We start from the raw sequence: 14,948 nt of genomic DNA on the forward strand, positions 1-14,948 counted from the left end.
GATCACCCCTTGCGCAGCCAGCTGCCGAGGGCGCCCAAAAGGCCGCCGCGCTGCGCATGTCCGGCCGTGTCGGCGGCCAGTTCCGCGAGGTCGGACGGCACGCCCTGCGGCGCGGCCTGCGCCGACGAGGCGATCTGCCCGAGGTTTTCGAACAGATAGCGCCGCGGCTCCACGCGGTGCCCCAGCGTCTGTGCCGCCTGCTGCACGGCGCGCAGCACCAGCAGCGAGTCGCCGCCGAGGTCGAAGAAGTTGTCGCTGGCGCGGATCTCGCTCACGTCGATGCCGATCACGCCGGCCCAGATCTGGGCGAGCTGCGCGTGCTCGGGGCTGAGCAGGCCTTGCCTGGCCTTGCGCTCGTCGCCGTTGGCGGCGCCGGCCGGCGCGCCCTTGTCCGTGTCGCCGGTGGCCAGCTTGCGCAGGTAGAGCGCGCTGGCCGAGCCTTCAGTGCTGGCGATCTCCGCGAGCGTGGCGCCCGGGTGGTCCGCGACGCGGCGCAGCACCTCGAGGTAGCGCTCGCGCATCTGGGCGCCGGTCTCGCGCAGGTACACGTCGGCGTTGTAGATCAGCGCGCCTTCGAGGCCGTGCGGCTTGTCCATCAGCCACACGCCGATGTCGTCGGTGGCGCCATGCTGCATCACGTGCATCTGGCGGGTCTGCAGGCTGCCGATGGAGCGCGAGCGTTCGCGCGCGTCCTGGAACGAGAACATCGACTGGTAGGGACCCGAGGTCTTGATCTGCCCCGCATAGCCCGGCTCGGCCATCAGGCGCTCGAACGGCACTTGCTGGTTGTTCATCATCGACAGCAGCTCCTGCTTCACGTAGTGCATGAAGCCGGGCAGCGGCAGCGCCATGTCCACCGCGAGCGAGACCGGCAGCACGTTGTTGAAGTAGCCCATGACGTCTTCCGTCTCGGCCTGCTGGCGACCGCGCACCGGGTTGGCGATGACGATGGCGTCGTTGCCGGTCACCTGGGCCATGGTCAGCGCGTAGACGCCGAAGGTCAGCATGCTGAGCGTCACGTCCATGTCGCGCGCGATCTCGCGCAGCCGCTGTGTGCTTTGCAGGTCGATGCTGATCCAGTGCGCGCCGCCCTGGCCGCTCTTGCCCGCGCGGCGCGGCATGTCGGTCACGGGCGGCCGCACGGCCTTCGCGCCTTCGAGCCGGCCGCGCCAGAACGCGAGCTGTTCCTCGCAGGCGGGCTCGGTCATCCACTTCTCCAGCCACTCGGCATAGTCCCCGTGGGTGGTGGCGAGTGCGGGCAGGTTGTGCGGACGGCCGCGCTCGGCGGCGTCGTAGAGCGCGGCCAGTTCGCGCTGCATCAGGTCGAAGGACCAGCCGTCCCAGATCAGGTGGTGCGGCACGAACATGAAGACGTGCTCGTTGTCGTCGACCTGGAACAGGGTCGCGTGCATCATCGGCGCGCTGTGGATGTCGATCGGCCGGTCCGCCAGCTCCTGCATGCGCTCGGCCAGCTCGGCCTCGCGCTGGTCGGCCGGCAGGCCGCGCAGGTCGACCAGCGGCAGGGCGAATTCCACGGACTCCGCGATCAGCTGCACCGGCTTGCCGCTTTGCTGGTCGATGTCCATGCGGGTGCGCAGCGAGGGCTGGCGCCGGATCACTTCGCGCAGCACGCCTTCGAAGCGCGTTGCATCGAGCTGCCCGATCAGCCGCTGCGCCGAAGGCGCGTTGTAGACCGAGCGGCCCGGGTGCAACTGCTCCATGAAGCGGATGCGCTCCTGCGAAAGCGTCAGCGGCGCGCTACGGCGCTCCGGGCGGCATGCAATGGGAGCCTGCAGCCCGACGCCCGCACCCTGCAGGCCCTGGATGGCCGCGGACAGCTTCCCGGCCGTGGGCGACTCGAACAGCGAACGCAGCGGCAGCGTGACCTGGAACTCGCGGCTCAACAGCGTGGTGAGCCGCGCGGCCAGCAGCGAATGGCCGCCCACGGTGAAGAAGTTGTCGTCCATGTCGAGGCCCGGCAGGCTCAGCACCTTCTCCATGATCGCGAGCACCTTGCGCTCGTGGTCGTTGCACGGGCCGGCGCCTCGCCGCACCTCCTCGCGCGCGGCCGCCTGCGGCGGCGGCAGCGAGACGCGGTCGACCTTGCCGTTCGGCAGCGTGGGCAGGGCATCGAGCGTCACCACGTGCTGCGGCAGCATGAAGGCCGGCAGGTGCTTGCGCAGGTGCACCATCAGCGCATCGAGGTCGAAGCCGGCGTCCGGCATCAGGGCAAGGTAGGCCACCAGGCGCACGTCGCCGGGGTTGTCCTCGCGCGCAACGACCACGCTGCGCGAAACGCCCGCAACCTCGCAGCAGCGCACCTCGATCTCGCCGGGCTCGATGCGGTAGCCGCGCACCTTGACCTGGAAGTCGAGCCGGCCGAGGTGATCGAGCAGCCCGTCGTTGCGCCAGCGGCCGCGGTCGCCCGAGCGGTACACCCTCTTCGCGGTGCCGAAGATGCGCACCGTGACGAAGCGCTCGGCGGTCAGCTCTGGACGATCGAGGTAGCCCAGGGAGACACCTTCGCCGGCGATGCAGATCTCGCCCGGCACGCCGATGGGGCAGGGCTGCAGTTCGGCATCGAGGATCCAGATCTCGGTGTTGTCGACCGGCCGGCCGATCGACACGCCGCGCGACGCGACCTCTTCGGGGCGAACGTGCCAGGCTGTGGAGTACACCGTGGTCTCGGTCGGCCCATAGCCGTTCCACAGGCCCTCCATGCGTTCGCACAGCGCCAGAGCCATGCTCGGACGCAGCGCCTCGCCACCGGTCCAGCCGCGAAAGCCGGGGGCGCCGCCGGCCCACTGGGCATCGAGCAGGAGCTGCCACATGCCGGGCGTGGCCTGCAGGAGCGTGATCTGCTCCTGGTCGAGCGCCTGTCCCAGGCGATTGCCGTCCATCGCGATCTCGCGCTGCACCATCACGAGTTCGGCGCCAGCCGCCAGCGGCAGCAGCAGGTCGGGTATGGCCATGTCGAACGACAGGGTGGTGACGGCGGCGATCCGGTCGGCCGGGCCGACGTCCGATTCGCGCTGCATCCACTGCAGCAGGTGCGCCACGCCCCGATGATGGACGATGACGCCCTTGGGCAAGCCGGTCGAGCCGGAGGTGTAGATCACATAGCAGGCGTCTTCGGGCCCCGGGTCGTCCGTGCTCGGCGGCAGGGTCTCGCCGGCAAGCTGCCGCCATGAGGTGTCGCGGTCGATCTCGAAGATCCGCTGGCCCGCGTCGGCGCACCAGTGGCGCGGCGCCACGGCGACGTCCGACGAGGTCAGCATCAGGCTGAGCCGGGCGTCGCTGGCGTAGTGGTCGAGCCGCGCCTGCGGAAAGGCCGGATCGAGCGGCACGTAGGACGCGCCCGCCTTCAGGATGCCCAGCATCGCCACGACCATTTCCAGGCTGCGCTCCAGGCACAGCCCCACGCGCTGGCCGCGGCCCACGCCGCGCGCGTGCAATGCACGCGCCATGCGGTTCGACAGCGCATCGAGTTCGCCGTAACTGCAGCTTCGCGCACCATCGCGCACCGCCGGGTGATCGGGCTGCCGAGGCACGCGCGCGACAAAGCCGGCATGCGCCAGCGGCATGCCGACCAGCGGAACGCGCGCGGGCTGCAGCGCGATCAGCGAACGCGCGGCGTCGACGGACAGCACTTCGAGCCGGCCGACCGTTTCGTCCGGCTTGTGCGAGCCCGACTGCAGCACGCACTCGAACATGTCCAGCCAGCGTTGTACGCTGACGTCGTCGAACAGGTCGGTGTTGTACTGCGCCTCCACCATCAGGCCGCCATCGAGCGGGCGCAGGTTCAGGAACAATTCGAAGTTCTCGTAGCGGCGGGGGATGGTGTCCTGTGCCACGTCGAGGCTCGTGAACGCCTCGGCGCTGCTCGCCACGTCGGGGTCGACGTTGAACGCCACGCTCACCAGCGGCAGCCGGCTCGGATCGCGCTCGAGCGACAACTGGCCCAGCAGCGCGCCATAGGTGAGCGCCTGGTGGTCGAAGGCGTCGAGCACGGCGGTGTTGCATTCGTCCATCAGCGCGTCGAAGCGCATGCCGGCGTGCGTGGCGATGCGCAGCGGCAGCAGGTTCACGCAATGGCCGACCAGTCCGGGCACGTCATGCGCGAGCTGGCCCGACGCCGGCACGCCTACGACGATGTCTTCCTGGCCCGTGAGACGGTGCAGCGTCGCGACGAAGCCGCTGAGCAGGCCGGTGAACAGGCTGGCGCCGGCCTTGGTGCTCGTCACGCGCAGGGTGCCGACGAGGCGCTTGTCGAGCAGGCGCTCGGTGCGGCGCGAATTGAAGGTGCGTGCGGCCGGACGCGGACGGTCCAGCGGCAGGTCGAGCACCGGCTGCACGCTGCCGGGGAAGCGCCCGAGCCAGTAGTCCACGTGCGCCTGCATGTCGGGATGCGCGGCCGCGGCGGCTTCCTCGGCGGCGAAGTCGGCGAAGAGCGGCGCGGCCCTGAGCTTCAGCCCGGTGCCGTTCTGCTCGGCATACAGGTGGCCCAGCTGCTCGGTGATGACACCCCAGGACCAGCCGTCGCAGACCACGTGGTGCGCCGACATCACGAGTTCGTGCTCCGCATTGCCGAGGCGGTACAGCACGGCGCGAAACAGCGGGCCATGTTCGAGCGAGAAGGGCGTGCACACCGCTTGGCCATGGGCCGAGCGCAGCGCCTGCGCGCGGGCTTCAGGCTCGAGCCCGCTCAGGTCTTGCCGGGTCAGGACGTTCGCACCCGGATGGCTGACCAGCATGCAGGTGCCGTCCGGCGAGATCGTGGCGCGCAAGGCCTGGTGGCGTTCGAGCAGCCGGTCCATGGCACGCGCCAGGGCCTCCTCGTCCAGCGCGCCGCGCAGGCGCAGCAGGACCGATTCGTTGTAGGCCATCGAGGCCTCGGTGCTCAGGGTTGCGCCGAGCCAGACTTCGCGTTGCGATTCCGTCGTGGGAATGATGCATTCGATGGCACCGTCGCTGACGGTGGGCTTGAAAACGGCGTTCATGCTGCGGCCTTTCCATTGAAGATGTGCTGGCTGGGGGTGGGCGCGCCGGGCACGTACCAGAAGGGCTGGCCGTCGATGTCGCGGGCCAGCACCGAGCCTTCCTCGGTCGGCTTGTGCGCGTCGAAGCCGGCGATGGCCACGGCGCGGCGCGGCAGGAACCCGGATTCCTGCATCTCGGCGACCGATTCCTTGAATGCGCTCTGGATGAATGCGATGTCCTCGGCGCTGTGCGCGCTCGTGAGGAAGCACGGGAAGTTGTCCAGGATGTGCACGCCGCGGCTGCGCATCATTGCGAACAACAGGTCCTGCAGCGGGTGGTCCTCGAGCCAGCTCACGCGCCACAGCGACGCGAAGTGGCGGATCTCGACGGGCGCGCCGACTTCCCTGCACCAGCCCGAGAGCTCGGCGGCCATGGCGGCGGTGCTGCCATTGAGGCCGGCCTGCAGCGCGGGCCCGGCTTCCTTCAGGTGGGTGAGCGAGGCCTTGGCCGCGGCGAGCGCGAGCGGATGGCGCACGAAGGTGCCGGCGAAGTAGGTCACCCCCACGCCGGGGATCGAGTCGTCGCCGTACTGCCAGGCGCCACCGTCGAGCGCGTCCATGAACTCGCGCTTGCCGGCGATCACACCGACCGGGAAGCCCCCGCCGATCACCTTGCCGTAGGTGGCAAGGTCGGCGCGCACGCCGAACAGTTCCTGGGCGCCGCCCAGCGCGGTGCGAAAACCGGTGATGACCTCGTCGAAGATCAGGCAGCAGCCGCTCTTCGCGGTGATGTCGCGCACCTCGTGCAGGAACTCGCGCGGCTGGAAGTCGGGGCGGCGGCTTTGCACCGGCTCGGCCAGCACGGCGGCCAGGTCGTCGGCGTTCTCGCGGATGAACGCCAGCGCCTCGGGCGTGCCGTAGTCGAGCACGCGGATGTCGCCGAACATGCCGCTCATCACGCCCGGCGCTGCCGACAGGCCCTTGCCGCCCTTGCCGGCGCGCACCAGCACCTCGTCGAAGGTGCCGTGGTAGGAGCCGGTGAACACCACCACAGTGCTGCGGCCGGTGACGGTGCGCGCGATGCGCAGCGCGGCCATCACGGCTTCGGAGCCGGTGTTGCACAGGCCGGCGCGGTCGCTGCCCGTGAGCTCGCAGATGAGCGCAGTGACCTCGGCCGCCAGCGGGTGCTGCGGGCCGATCTCGTAGCCCTGGTCGAGCTGCCTGCGCACGGCCTCCTGCACGAAGTCGGGCTGCCAGCCGAACATGTTCATGCCGAAGCCGTTGAGCGCGTCGACGTATTCGTTGCCGTCGAGATCCCACATCTTCGAACCCTTGGAGCGCTCGATGACGATCTGGTAGGTGATCTCCTTCGTGATCGGGCGGAAGCCGTTGACCACGCGCGGGTCGGCCATGTGGGGGCGGTTGGCGTCGGTGAAGTCCTTGCTCTTGCGCGTGCGCTCGACATAGCGCCGGATGAAGGCGGCGAGGCGTGCCTTCTGGCGGCCGCTGGGTTCGGCCATGCGCTGGGTGTGGATGCGCGCGATGGCGCCGAAGGCCTTGGACACGTCGTAGCGCACCGGCTCCTTCTGCGCGGACTCCTCGGACGGAACTGCAGCCACCGGCTGGACCGGCACGGCCTGCAGCGTCATCAGCGGCGCGGCCGGCGCCGCACCCGACAGCAGTGCGAGCTGCTGGCGCATCAGTTCCATCTGCTGCGCAATCAGCTGGGACAACTGCGCGTCGCCCGCGGCACCCCCTTGCATCGGCATGTACACGGGCATCGGCTGGCGCGGCGCGGCCTGCGGCACGGCGACGGCACTTTCCACCGGCGCTGCCACGACGGCGGGTGCAACGGCCGACGCAGGCGCTGCCTCAGGCGGCAGGCTCTCGCGCAGGAAGGCCGAGAGCGAGTCGAAGCAGCGGTATTTCTCCATCAGCTGACGGAAGCTGAGGTTGACCTTGAAGTGCTTCTTGATCTGCGTGGCCGCCTGGGTCAGCGTGAGCGAATCCAGGCCCAGCTCGCCGAAGGGCGCGTGTCCCTCCGCCTGTGCCATGTCGAGGCCGGAGATGTCCTCGAACAGGGTGCGCAGGCGTGCGTCCATGGACGAGGCGGGAGGGGGAAGAGGCGAGGGCGTTGCTGCTGCGGTCACGATCGGCTCCAGAGGAATGGATGGAATGAAAGAGGCAGGGGCCGCGACGGCAGCGCTGACGGATGCGGTCGCGGTGGAAAGGGGGAGAAGGGTGGGAGCGGCGATGTCGACCCAGAAGCGCTTGCGCTCGAACGGCGTGGTGGGCAGGCACACGCGCTGGGCGCCGTTGCGTGCAGCGAGGCGCGACAGCTCGACCTCGGCGCCGCAGGTCCACAGGCGGCCCAACGCCAGCCGCAGGGTGCGAACCTCTTCGGCCGGCTCGCCGTGCAGCAGCGGTACGACGCTGCCCGCGCCGTGCTGGCGCACCAGCGTGGAAAGCATGTTGCGCGGGCCGGCTTCCACGAACAGCGGGTTTGCCGTCTGCACCATCGCGCAGCGTACGGCTGGCGAGAAGCGCACGGTTTCGCGCAGGTGCCGGGCCCAGTAGGCCGGGCTGGTGGCTTCGGTGTCTTCGAGCGGTTGGCCGGTCAGCGTCGAGTAGATCGGCGTCTGCGGCGCGCGCAGCGCCACCTCGCCGACCAGTGCCTCGAAGGGCGCGACGGCCGCGTCCATCATGGCGGAGTGGAAGGCATGCGAGGTCTGCAGCGGGCGGGCCGGAATGCCATCCGCTTCCAGCGCCGCCTGCAGCGCCGCGATGGCATCGAAGGGTCCGGCGGCGACGCAGGCCGCCGGGCCGTTCTCGGCGGCGAGCGACAGCTGCGGGCCGAGCCGGCCGGCCAGTTCGGCCGCGCCCAGGCGCACCGACAGCATCGCGCCCGCTGGCTGGGCCTGCATGAGCGCACCGCGGCGGGCCACGAGCCGGGCGGCGTCTTCGAGCCGCATCACGCCCGCGAGCACGGCCGCGACGAATTCGCCGACGCTGTGGCCGATCAGCGCATGCGGCCGCGCACCCAGCGCCAGCAGCCGCCGCGCGAGCGCGTATTCGAGCGTGAAGATCGCGGGCTGCGTGACGGCCGTGGGCACCAGCGACTGCGCGTCGCCGGAGAACATGCGCTCGCGCAGGTCGAAATCGGTCGCCCCGTCGAAGGCGGCCATGCAGTCGTCGAACGCGGCGGCGAACACCGGGTCGTTCGCGCGGAGGTTCTTGCCCATGCCTGCGTACTGCGCGCCCTGCCCGGGGAACATCAGCACGAGCTGCGGTGCACGCGAGGCGGTGCGGCCGCTGGCGCGGCTGGGCGAGTCGGCGCTGCGCAGGGCCGCGATGGCTTCGGCCGTTCCGCTGGCCACCACTGCGCGGCGGAAGGTGTGGGCCTTGCGGCCGACCGCGAGGGTGTGGGCCACGTCTGCCAGCGGCAGTTCGGGGTGCGCCTCGAGGTGCGCCGCGAGCTGCTCGGTGGCTGTGTCGAGCGCGGCCTCGGAGCGCGCCGACAGCGGCAGCACGTGGTCGCCCGCCGCCGCCGGCGAGGCCTGCCGCGGTGGCGCTTCTTCGACGATCACGTGCGCGTTGGTGCCGCCGACGCCGAAGGAACTGACGCCTGCGCGGCGCGGCTGGTCGGCGCGCGGCCACGGCTGCAGGCTCGCCGTGACGTGGAAGGGTGTGCGCGCGAAGTCGATCGCCGGGTTCGGCGCGCTGAAATGCACGGTCGGCGGAATCTGTTCGTAGTGCAGCGCCAGTGCCGTCTTGATGAGACCGGCAGCGCCGGCCGCCGTGACCATGTGGCCGACGTTGCTCTTGAGCGAGCCGAGCGTGCAGTAGCCGAGCGCGTCGGTGTGCTCGGCATAGGCACAGGCCAGCGCCTCGACCTCGATCGGGTCGCCCATCGGCGTGGCGGTGCCGTGAGCCTCCACGTAAGAGATGCTGCGTGCATCGACGTCGGCCGCCGCGAGCGCGGCGCGGATCACCGCCGCCTGCCCGTCGACGCTGGGCGCCGTGAAGCTGGCCTTGGAGCCGCCGTCGTTGTTCACGCAGGCGCTGCGCAGCACGGCGTAGATGGTGTCGCCATCGGCCTGCGCGTCGGCCAGCCGCTTGAGCAGCACCACGGCCGCGCCGTCGCTGAAGACCGTGCCACGGGCCTGTGCGTCGAAGCTGCGCGTGTGGCCGTCGGGCGAGAGCATCGAGCCCTCGTTGTAGAGATAGCCGCTGCGCGGCGGGCAGTTGACCGATGCGCCGCCGGCGAGCGCCATGTAGCACTGGCCCGTGCGCAGCGCGTGGAAGGCGTGGGCTACGGCCACGAGCGAGGTCGAGCAGGCGGTATGCACGCTGACGGCCGGGCCGGTGAGGTTGAGCCGGTTCGCCACCCGCGTGGTGATGTAGTCCTTCTCGTTGGCCAGCATCACCTGGAATTCGCCGACCGGCTCCACGAGGTCGGGCCGGGTGCTCACGTGGCGCTGGAAGTAGGTCGCGTTGTACATGCCGGCATACACGCCGACCGGGCCCGGCGCGGCATCGGGCACGTAGCCGGCGCGCTCCAGGCATTCCCAGCAGATCTCGAGGAACACGCGCTGCTGCGGGTCCATCAGCTGCGCTTCCTTCGGGCTGATGCCGAAGAAGGCAGCGTCGAAGTCCTCGATGCCGTCGATCACGCCGCGTGCGCGAACGTAGGACGGGTCGCTGCGCAGGGCCTCGCTCACGCCGGCGTCGAGCGTGGCGTCGTCGAAGAAGCTGATGGTGTCGCGCCCGGCAACGAGGTTGTCCCAGAACTGCTCGACGTCGGCCGCGCCGGGAAAGCGTCCGGCGGTGGCAACCAGGGCGATGGCGTCGTGAATGCCGGCGTCCGGCCGCGCTGCAAGGGTGGCCGCTGTGGTCGGTCGATCCTCCGAGACGACCACAGCGGCCGAGGCGGGCAGATCACCCGCCTGCTGCATCCGCGCACCCATCGCTTTTGGCGTGGGATTGCGGAAGAAAAGGTTGGTCGACAACGGCAGGCCGGTGCCGCGCTGCAGGTCGGCGAGCACCTGCAGCACCAGCAGCGAATCGCCGCCGAGGTCGAAGAAGTTGTCGTTGCGCCCGACCTTCGAGATGTGCAGTGCGCGGGCGAAGGCCTCGCACACCTGCTGTTCGACGGTGTCGCGCGCTTCCTCGAAGGGCTGGGCGAGTTCGGGGCGTTCGCCGGCCGGCTCGGGCAGCGCCCTGCGGTCGAGCTTGCCATTCGGCGTGACGGGCAACTGCGCGAGCCATACCTGGGCGGCGGGAATCAACGCCGCGGGCAGGCGGGCCGCGAGGTGCGCACGCAGGGCGTCCCACGAAACCTTCTGTGAGCGCGCGACGAGATAGGCCACAAGGCGTAGCTGGCCGCTCTCGTCGGGCCGCGCGACCACGGCGCAGGACTGGATGTCCGGGTGGGCGAGGATCGCGGCCTCGACCTCGCCGGTCTCGATGCGGTGGCCGTGGATCTTCACCTGGCCGTCGCGGCGTCCGATGAACTCGACGGTGCCGTCGGGCAGCCAGCGCGCGAGGTCGCCGGTGCGGTAGAGCCGTTCGTCCGCACCGCCGAAGGGGTCGGGCACGAAGCGTTCGGCATTGAGCGCGGGCTGCCGCAGGTAGCCGCGGGCCAGGCCGTGGCCGCCGATGCACAGTTCTCCCACGAAGCCCGTCGGCAGCAGTGCCATCGAGGGGCTCAGCACGCGCAGCACGGTGTCCTTGATGGGACGCCCGAGCGGAATCGAACGCAGGTCTTCCGGCAGCGGCGACGCGATGCGGTGCGTGGCCGCGAAGGTCGTGCACTCGGTGGGGCCGTAGCCGTTGCTCAGCGTGAGGCCGGGCAGGGCCGCCAGCGCGCGCCGCACGTGCGGCACCGACAGCGCTTCGCCGCCGGTGAACAGGTGCCGCAGGCCCGAGAGATGGGCCGGGTCGTCGTCGATCACGGCGTTGAACAGCGCGGCGGTGAGCCATGCCGTGTGCACGTCGTGGCGCGCGATGGTGCGCGCGAGGCCGGCACCGGTGGGCACGCGCTCTTCGTGGACCACGCAGCAGCCACCGTTGAGCAGCGGACCCCATATTTCGAGCGTGGCCGCGTCGAAGCCCAGCGGCGCCGCGTGCAGCATGGCGCGGCCCGGAGCGAGCGCGACGTAGTCCACGCCCACCACCAGCCGCAGGATCGACCGGTGGCAGATCTCGATGCCCTTGGGCGTGCCCGTCGAGCCCGAGGTGTACATGACGTAGGCCACCGATTCGGCATCGATCGCCGGCGGGTTCCATGCACTTCGATTTGTCTTGTCTTCGTACTCGTCGAGCAGCAAAACGCCCTGGTGGGGGGGGACCAGGTGGTGGTGCGCCTGCATGGTGAGCACGTGCTGCGCACGCGCCTCGCCGAGCATGTAGGCGATCCGATCGGGCGGGAAATCGGTGGGCACCGGCACGTAGGCGCCGCCAGCCTTGAGGATGCCGAGCTGGGCCACGATGGCGCCCATCGAGCGGTCGAGCAGCAGGCCTACGCTGTCGCCGCTGCGAACGCCCAGGCACTGGAGGCGCCGCGCGAGTTCGTCGGATCGCCGGTCGAGTTCGCCATAGCTCATTTGCGCATCGCCTTGTGCGATGGCAATGGCATCGGGGGCGGCCGCGGCCTGGCGGCTGAACACGCCGGTTACCGTGGTGACCGGGTCCATCGGAGCGAGGGCGGTGTTCCAGGCTGCGAGCTGATCGGCGCGGTCGGTGCTCGGCAGCGTGCGGATGTCGTCGAGGGCGGCATCGGGATGCTCCAGCAGGTCCTGGGCGGTGTCGGCAAGGGCAGCGAGCAACTGTTCGATTGCGGCGGCGTCCATCGAGCCCGCGGCTGCATCTATATGAAGCAATGCCGAAGCGGCGTCGAAGCGCAGCCGCACGGGGGCGTCGGCGTGGACCTCTTCGCGCAGCCAGAGCGAATCCGGTGGCGCAATGGGCTGCGGTGAGTGCGACGCTGCGCGGCGGGCGAGGTCCAGTTCAGCCAGCCAGGTACCCGCGGCCTTGGTGGCGTCGAACGCGACGGTGGTCGTGCAGCGCGCCGGGGCAACGCCCGCCTCGTGCAGCACGGGCCAGAGGCTTCCGAGCCAGCGCGACTGCAGCAGCAGCCATGCGCCCGCGAAGAGGGCATCCGGCAGCTGGCCGGTGGCGGCGAGCCATTGGCTCCAGCGCCGGGCAAAGCCGGGCTCAAGCGCCAGCGAACCGGTGCAGCCTCCGGCCGGTCCTGCCGGCTTGCATCGCGGCCCGAACAGGTCTTCCAGGGCGAGACCCGGAGAGCTTTCCTGCGGCTGCGAAATACTTCGAATTTCCATTTGAATATCCCGGAAGCAATGCAATGGAAGCAATTGGGCAAATGGAATTTCCATTTGCCCAATTAATGAGGGAGCATCTGTTGTGTTCTTTTCGTGACTTCATACTAGGAGCTTTCTACCGGCCGATGTGGGTACTTTATGGTTAGGTTACAAACAGATATGGTTATTTCTAAAACGTACTACCCGAATCATCCAGTTTGAGGTAACTGATGCGGGATTTAGGGGGCGCAAGCCTGTGCGCGAGCCACTTTCGAAGGTCAAAAGGCGGGGCTGAAGCGGGGTACTCCTGGGGAGAAATGCCGAAATTCCGGGGCAAAGCGCGTTGCATGGGGCGGCCTGGCGTGAGCGCGTTGGTCTCGCGTCCGCTCTCTGTAGTCATGCGAAAAACGGGGCGCCTTTGCTGTCGAAAAATGAAACATCCTCCCGGCGGCGGCTGTTATCAATTCACCCCGTCTGTAACCGGATAAAAAATAACTGTACAAAACCTTGGATTTGAAAAGACTGAAAGAAGCACCCGATTCCGCGCGAATCAATTCTTTCCAAGGTCGAAAATGCTTTACGAAATCCTATTGCCAGATGTTGCCCTGACGCCTTGCGAACACTATTGGAAATCAATTCTCCCGAACAATTCAGACGCATTGACCGCCAATGCCACATATTTCGGCAATGCGGCCTGGGCGCAGGAATATCTGGACTTCTGTCACCGCGATGCCCACTTTCGCAGCCGCTGGCTCGCCGCCGGGGGCGAATGGACGGACAAGGTCGTCATCGACCTGGGTTGCGGGCCTGGCAATGTCTTCGCCACGCTGGGCGGAAAGCCCCGGCTGCTCATCGGCGTGGACGTGGCCCCGGGCTCGCTGAAGCTGGCTGCGGGCCTCGGCTACACCACGGTGCTGGCGGATGCGGCGCATACGCCGTTCCGCTCGCACGTGGCGGACATCGTGGCCATCAATGCCACCCTGCACCACTGCGACGACATGACAGCGGTGCTGCGGGAAGGCGCCCGCCTGGTGAAGCCTGACGGCATCCTGATCACCGATCACGATCCCCAGCTGACGGCATGGGACTACAAGGGTCTGGCCAGGCTGTTGTGGGACGCGCGGCTGTGGGTCTACCGCATGACAGGGCGCGGTTTCCACAAGACCGGCAGCCAGCAGTCGTGGGGGCTGAAGACCGAGGTGCATCACCGGCCCGGCGACGGCGTGACGAAGGAGTTCTTCGAATCCACGCTGCAGCCGCTGGGCTTCGATGTCCGCGTGCATCCGCACAACCACCGGATAGGCGCCGAGGCGCTCGCCGGAGAGCTCGGGCGGGCCCAATGGAAATACCGCATGGGCAATGTGCTGTCCGGCCGCGATCCGGCTTCCCCTGCGAGCGCGCTGTCGTTGATGTGCATCGCAAGGCGCACGGCAGGAGAAGAATCGGAGGCGGGTTGAACGCCCCGCGGCTGCTGGTAGCCTTCCAGGATTCTTCGAACGCGGTCCCCGGAGCACCGGGGAGCGCGAGATTCAGCTCATCAAGGAAGGAATCCGCTAGTGGTTGTGACAGGAAGGAACTGGCGCGCGGGCATTGCGCTGACCGCGGCATTGATGGTGGCAGCGTGCTCCACCTCACCAAAGGCGCCGGTGGCGGGACCGGGCGAGTACGTCGTCCAGCCGGGCGACACGCTCTATCGCATTGCGTCAAAGGCGGGGCGTTCGCCGGGCGAAGTTGCGCGCTGGAACAACCTGCAGGACCCCGATCGGCTCGAGGCGGGGCAGGTGCTGCGCGTGGTTCCGCCGGGCGGCGCATCGTCGGAGCCGCCCGCCGCAAGGAGCGCAGGCGCCGAGCGCCCGGAGCGTTCGAGGCCGCCCCGGGTCGCGGTGCCGGAGCCGGAACCGGCCGCACCACCCGCATCGCGGCGAAGCGACTGGACCTGGCCCGCGCAGGGCCAGGTGATCGCGGGCTTCAACGGCAGCAGCAACAAGGGCATCGACATCGGCGGCAGCCTCGGCGAGCCGGTGATGTCCATCGGCGCGGGCAAGGTGGCCGTGACCGAAACGCTGCGCGGCTACGGCAGCGTGCTCATGGTTGATCACGGCGGCTCCTACATGTCGGTCTATACCAATGTGCGCTCGATGCTGGTGAAGCAGGGCCAGCAGGTGCAAAGGGGCCAGAAGATCGCCGAGATCGGCGGCGCCGACGGCGGGCGCGCGAGGCTCCACTTCGAGATCCGCCACCGCGGCAACGCGGTCGATCCGCGGCAGTACCTGCCTGCGAGGTGACCGCGGCGGGGCGGCCCTCTGGCGAAAGGCATCCCCCGAATTGGTGATATCGCGGCGCCGGTGGAATGCGCAGACTCTCGCCCTCACTCTGAACTGGAGCGGCAATGGAACTCGTGCAGTGGATGTTCCTCATTCTTGGCACCGCGCTGGCGCTGACCACGCAATGGTTCCTGCTTGCGCCCTTCAGTCTCGACTGGCCGCTGCTGCGTGCCCGGATCGCCGAACAGGTCACTCAATCGGCCGCGCTGCTGGAAGAGTGCGCGTCGGGGATCGACTCCAGGCCCTAGCTGTGAAGCTCCAATAGGTTGTATCCGGTGTTCATCCGGATTGGGTTTGAGAGACTGGAAGTCGCCAAACACCCAATC

At 69.1% G+C, this 14,948-nt stretch carries 5 protein-coding genes; 3 read left to right on the forward strand and 2 right to left on the reverse strand.

Translation table 11 applies throughout. The features are described 5' to 3' along the window. Positions 1 to 2 precede the first annotated feature (2 nt). Entirely contained in the window at positions 3 to 5,000 is a 4,998-nt protein-coding gene (locus ACCC97_RS05070) for an amino acid adenylation domain-containing protein (protein WP_413331763.1), read from the reverse strand. After that, positions 4,997 to 12,319 carry an amino acid adenylation domain-containing protein gene (locus ACCC97_RS05075; RefSeq protein WP_413331764.1) on the reverse strand — a complete coding sequence of 2,441 codons (7,323 nt, stop codon included), beginning with the start codon at positions 12,317 to 12,319 and terminating at the stop codon, positions 4,997 to 4,999. The genes ACCC97_RS05070 and ACCC97_RS05075 overlap by 4 nt, the downstream gene beginning before the upstream one ends. A gap of 551 nt (positions 12,320 to 12,870) precedes the next feature. Here ACCC97_RS05075 and ACCC97_RS05080 point away from each other — a divergent pair. The 3 genes from ACCC97_RS05080 to ACCC97_RS05090 all read left to right on the forward strand — a co-directional run bounded on the left by ACCC97_RS05080 (position 12,871) and on the right by ACCC97_RS05090 (position 14,870). Continuing rightward, positions 12,871 to 13,755, forward strand: coding sequence for a class I SAM-dependent methyltransferase (locus ACCC97_RS05080; protein ID WP_413331765.1), 885 nt, complete (start codon positions 12,871 to 12,873; stop codon positions 13,753 to 13,755). 99 nt (positions 13,756 to 13,854) lie between these two features. Then, positions 13,855 to 14,583 (forward strand): peptidoglycan DD-metalloendopeptidase family protein, encoded by a 729-nt coding sequence (locus tag ACCC97_RS05085; protein ID WP_413331766.1) that lies wholly within the window; start codon positions 13,855 to 13,857, stop codon positions 14,581 to 14,583. 104 nt (positions 14,584 to 14,687) lie between these two features. Further along, on the forward strand, positions 14,688 to 14,870 hold the full coding sequence (locus tag ACCC97_RS05090) for a hypothetical protein (protein WP_007832105.1): 183 nt from the start codon (positions 14,688 to 14,690) through the stop codon (positions 14,868 to 14,870). Positions 14,871 to 14,948: the final 78 nt, after the last annotated feature.

This window comes from Variovorax sp. Varisp85 (genome assembly GCF_047304045.1).
Classification (GTDB): Bacteria; Pseudomonadota; Gammaproteobacteria; order Burkholderiales; family Burkholderiaceae_C; genus Variovorax.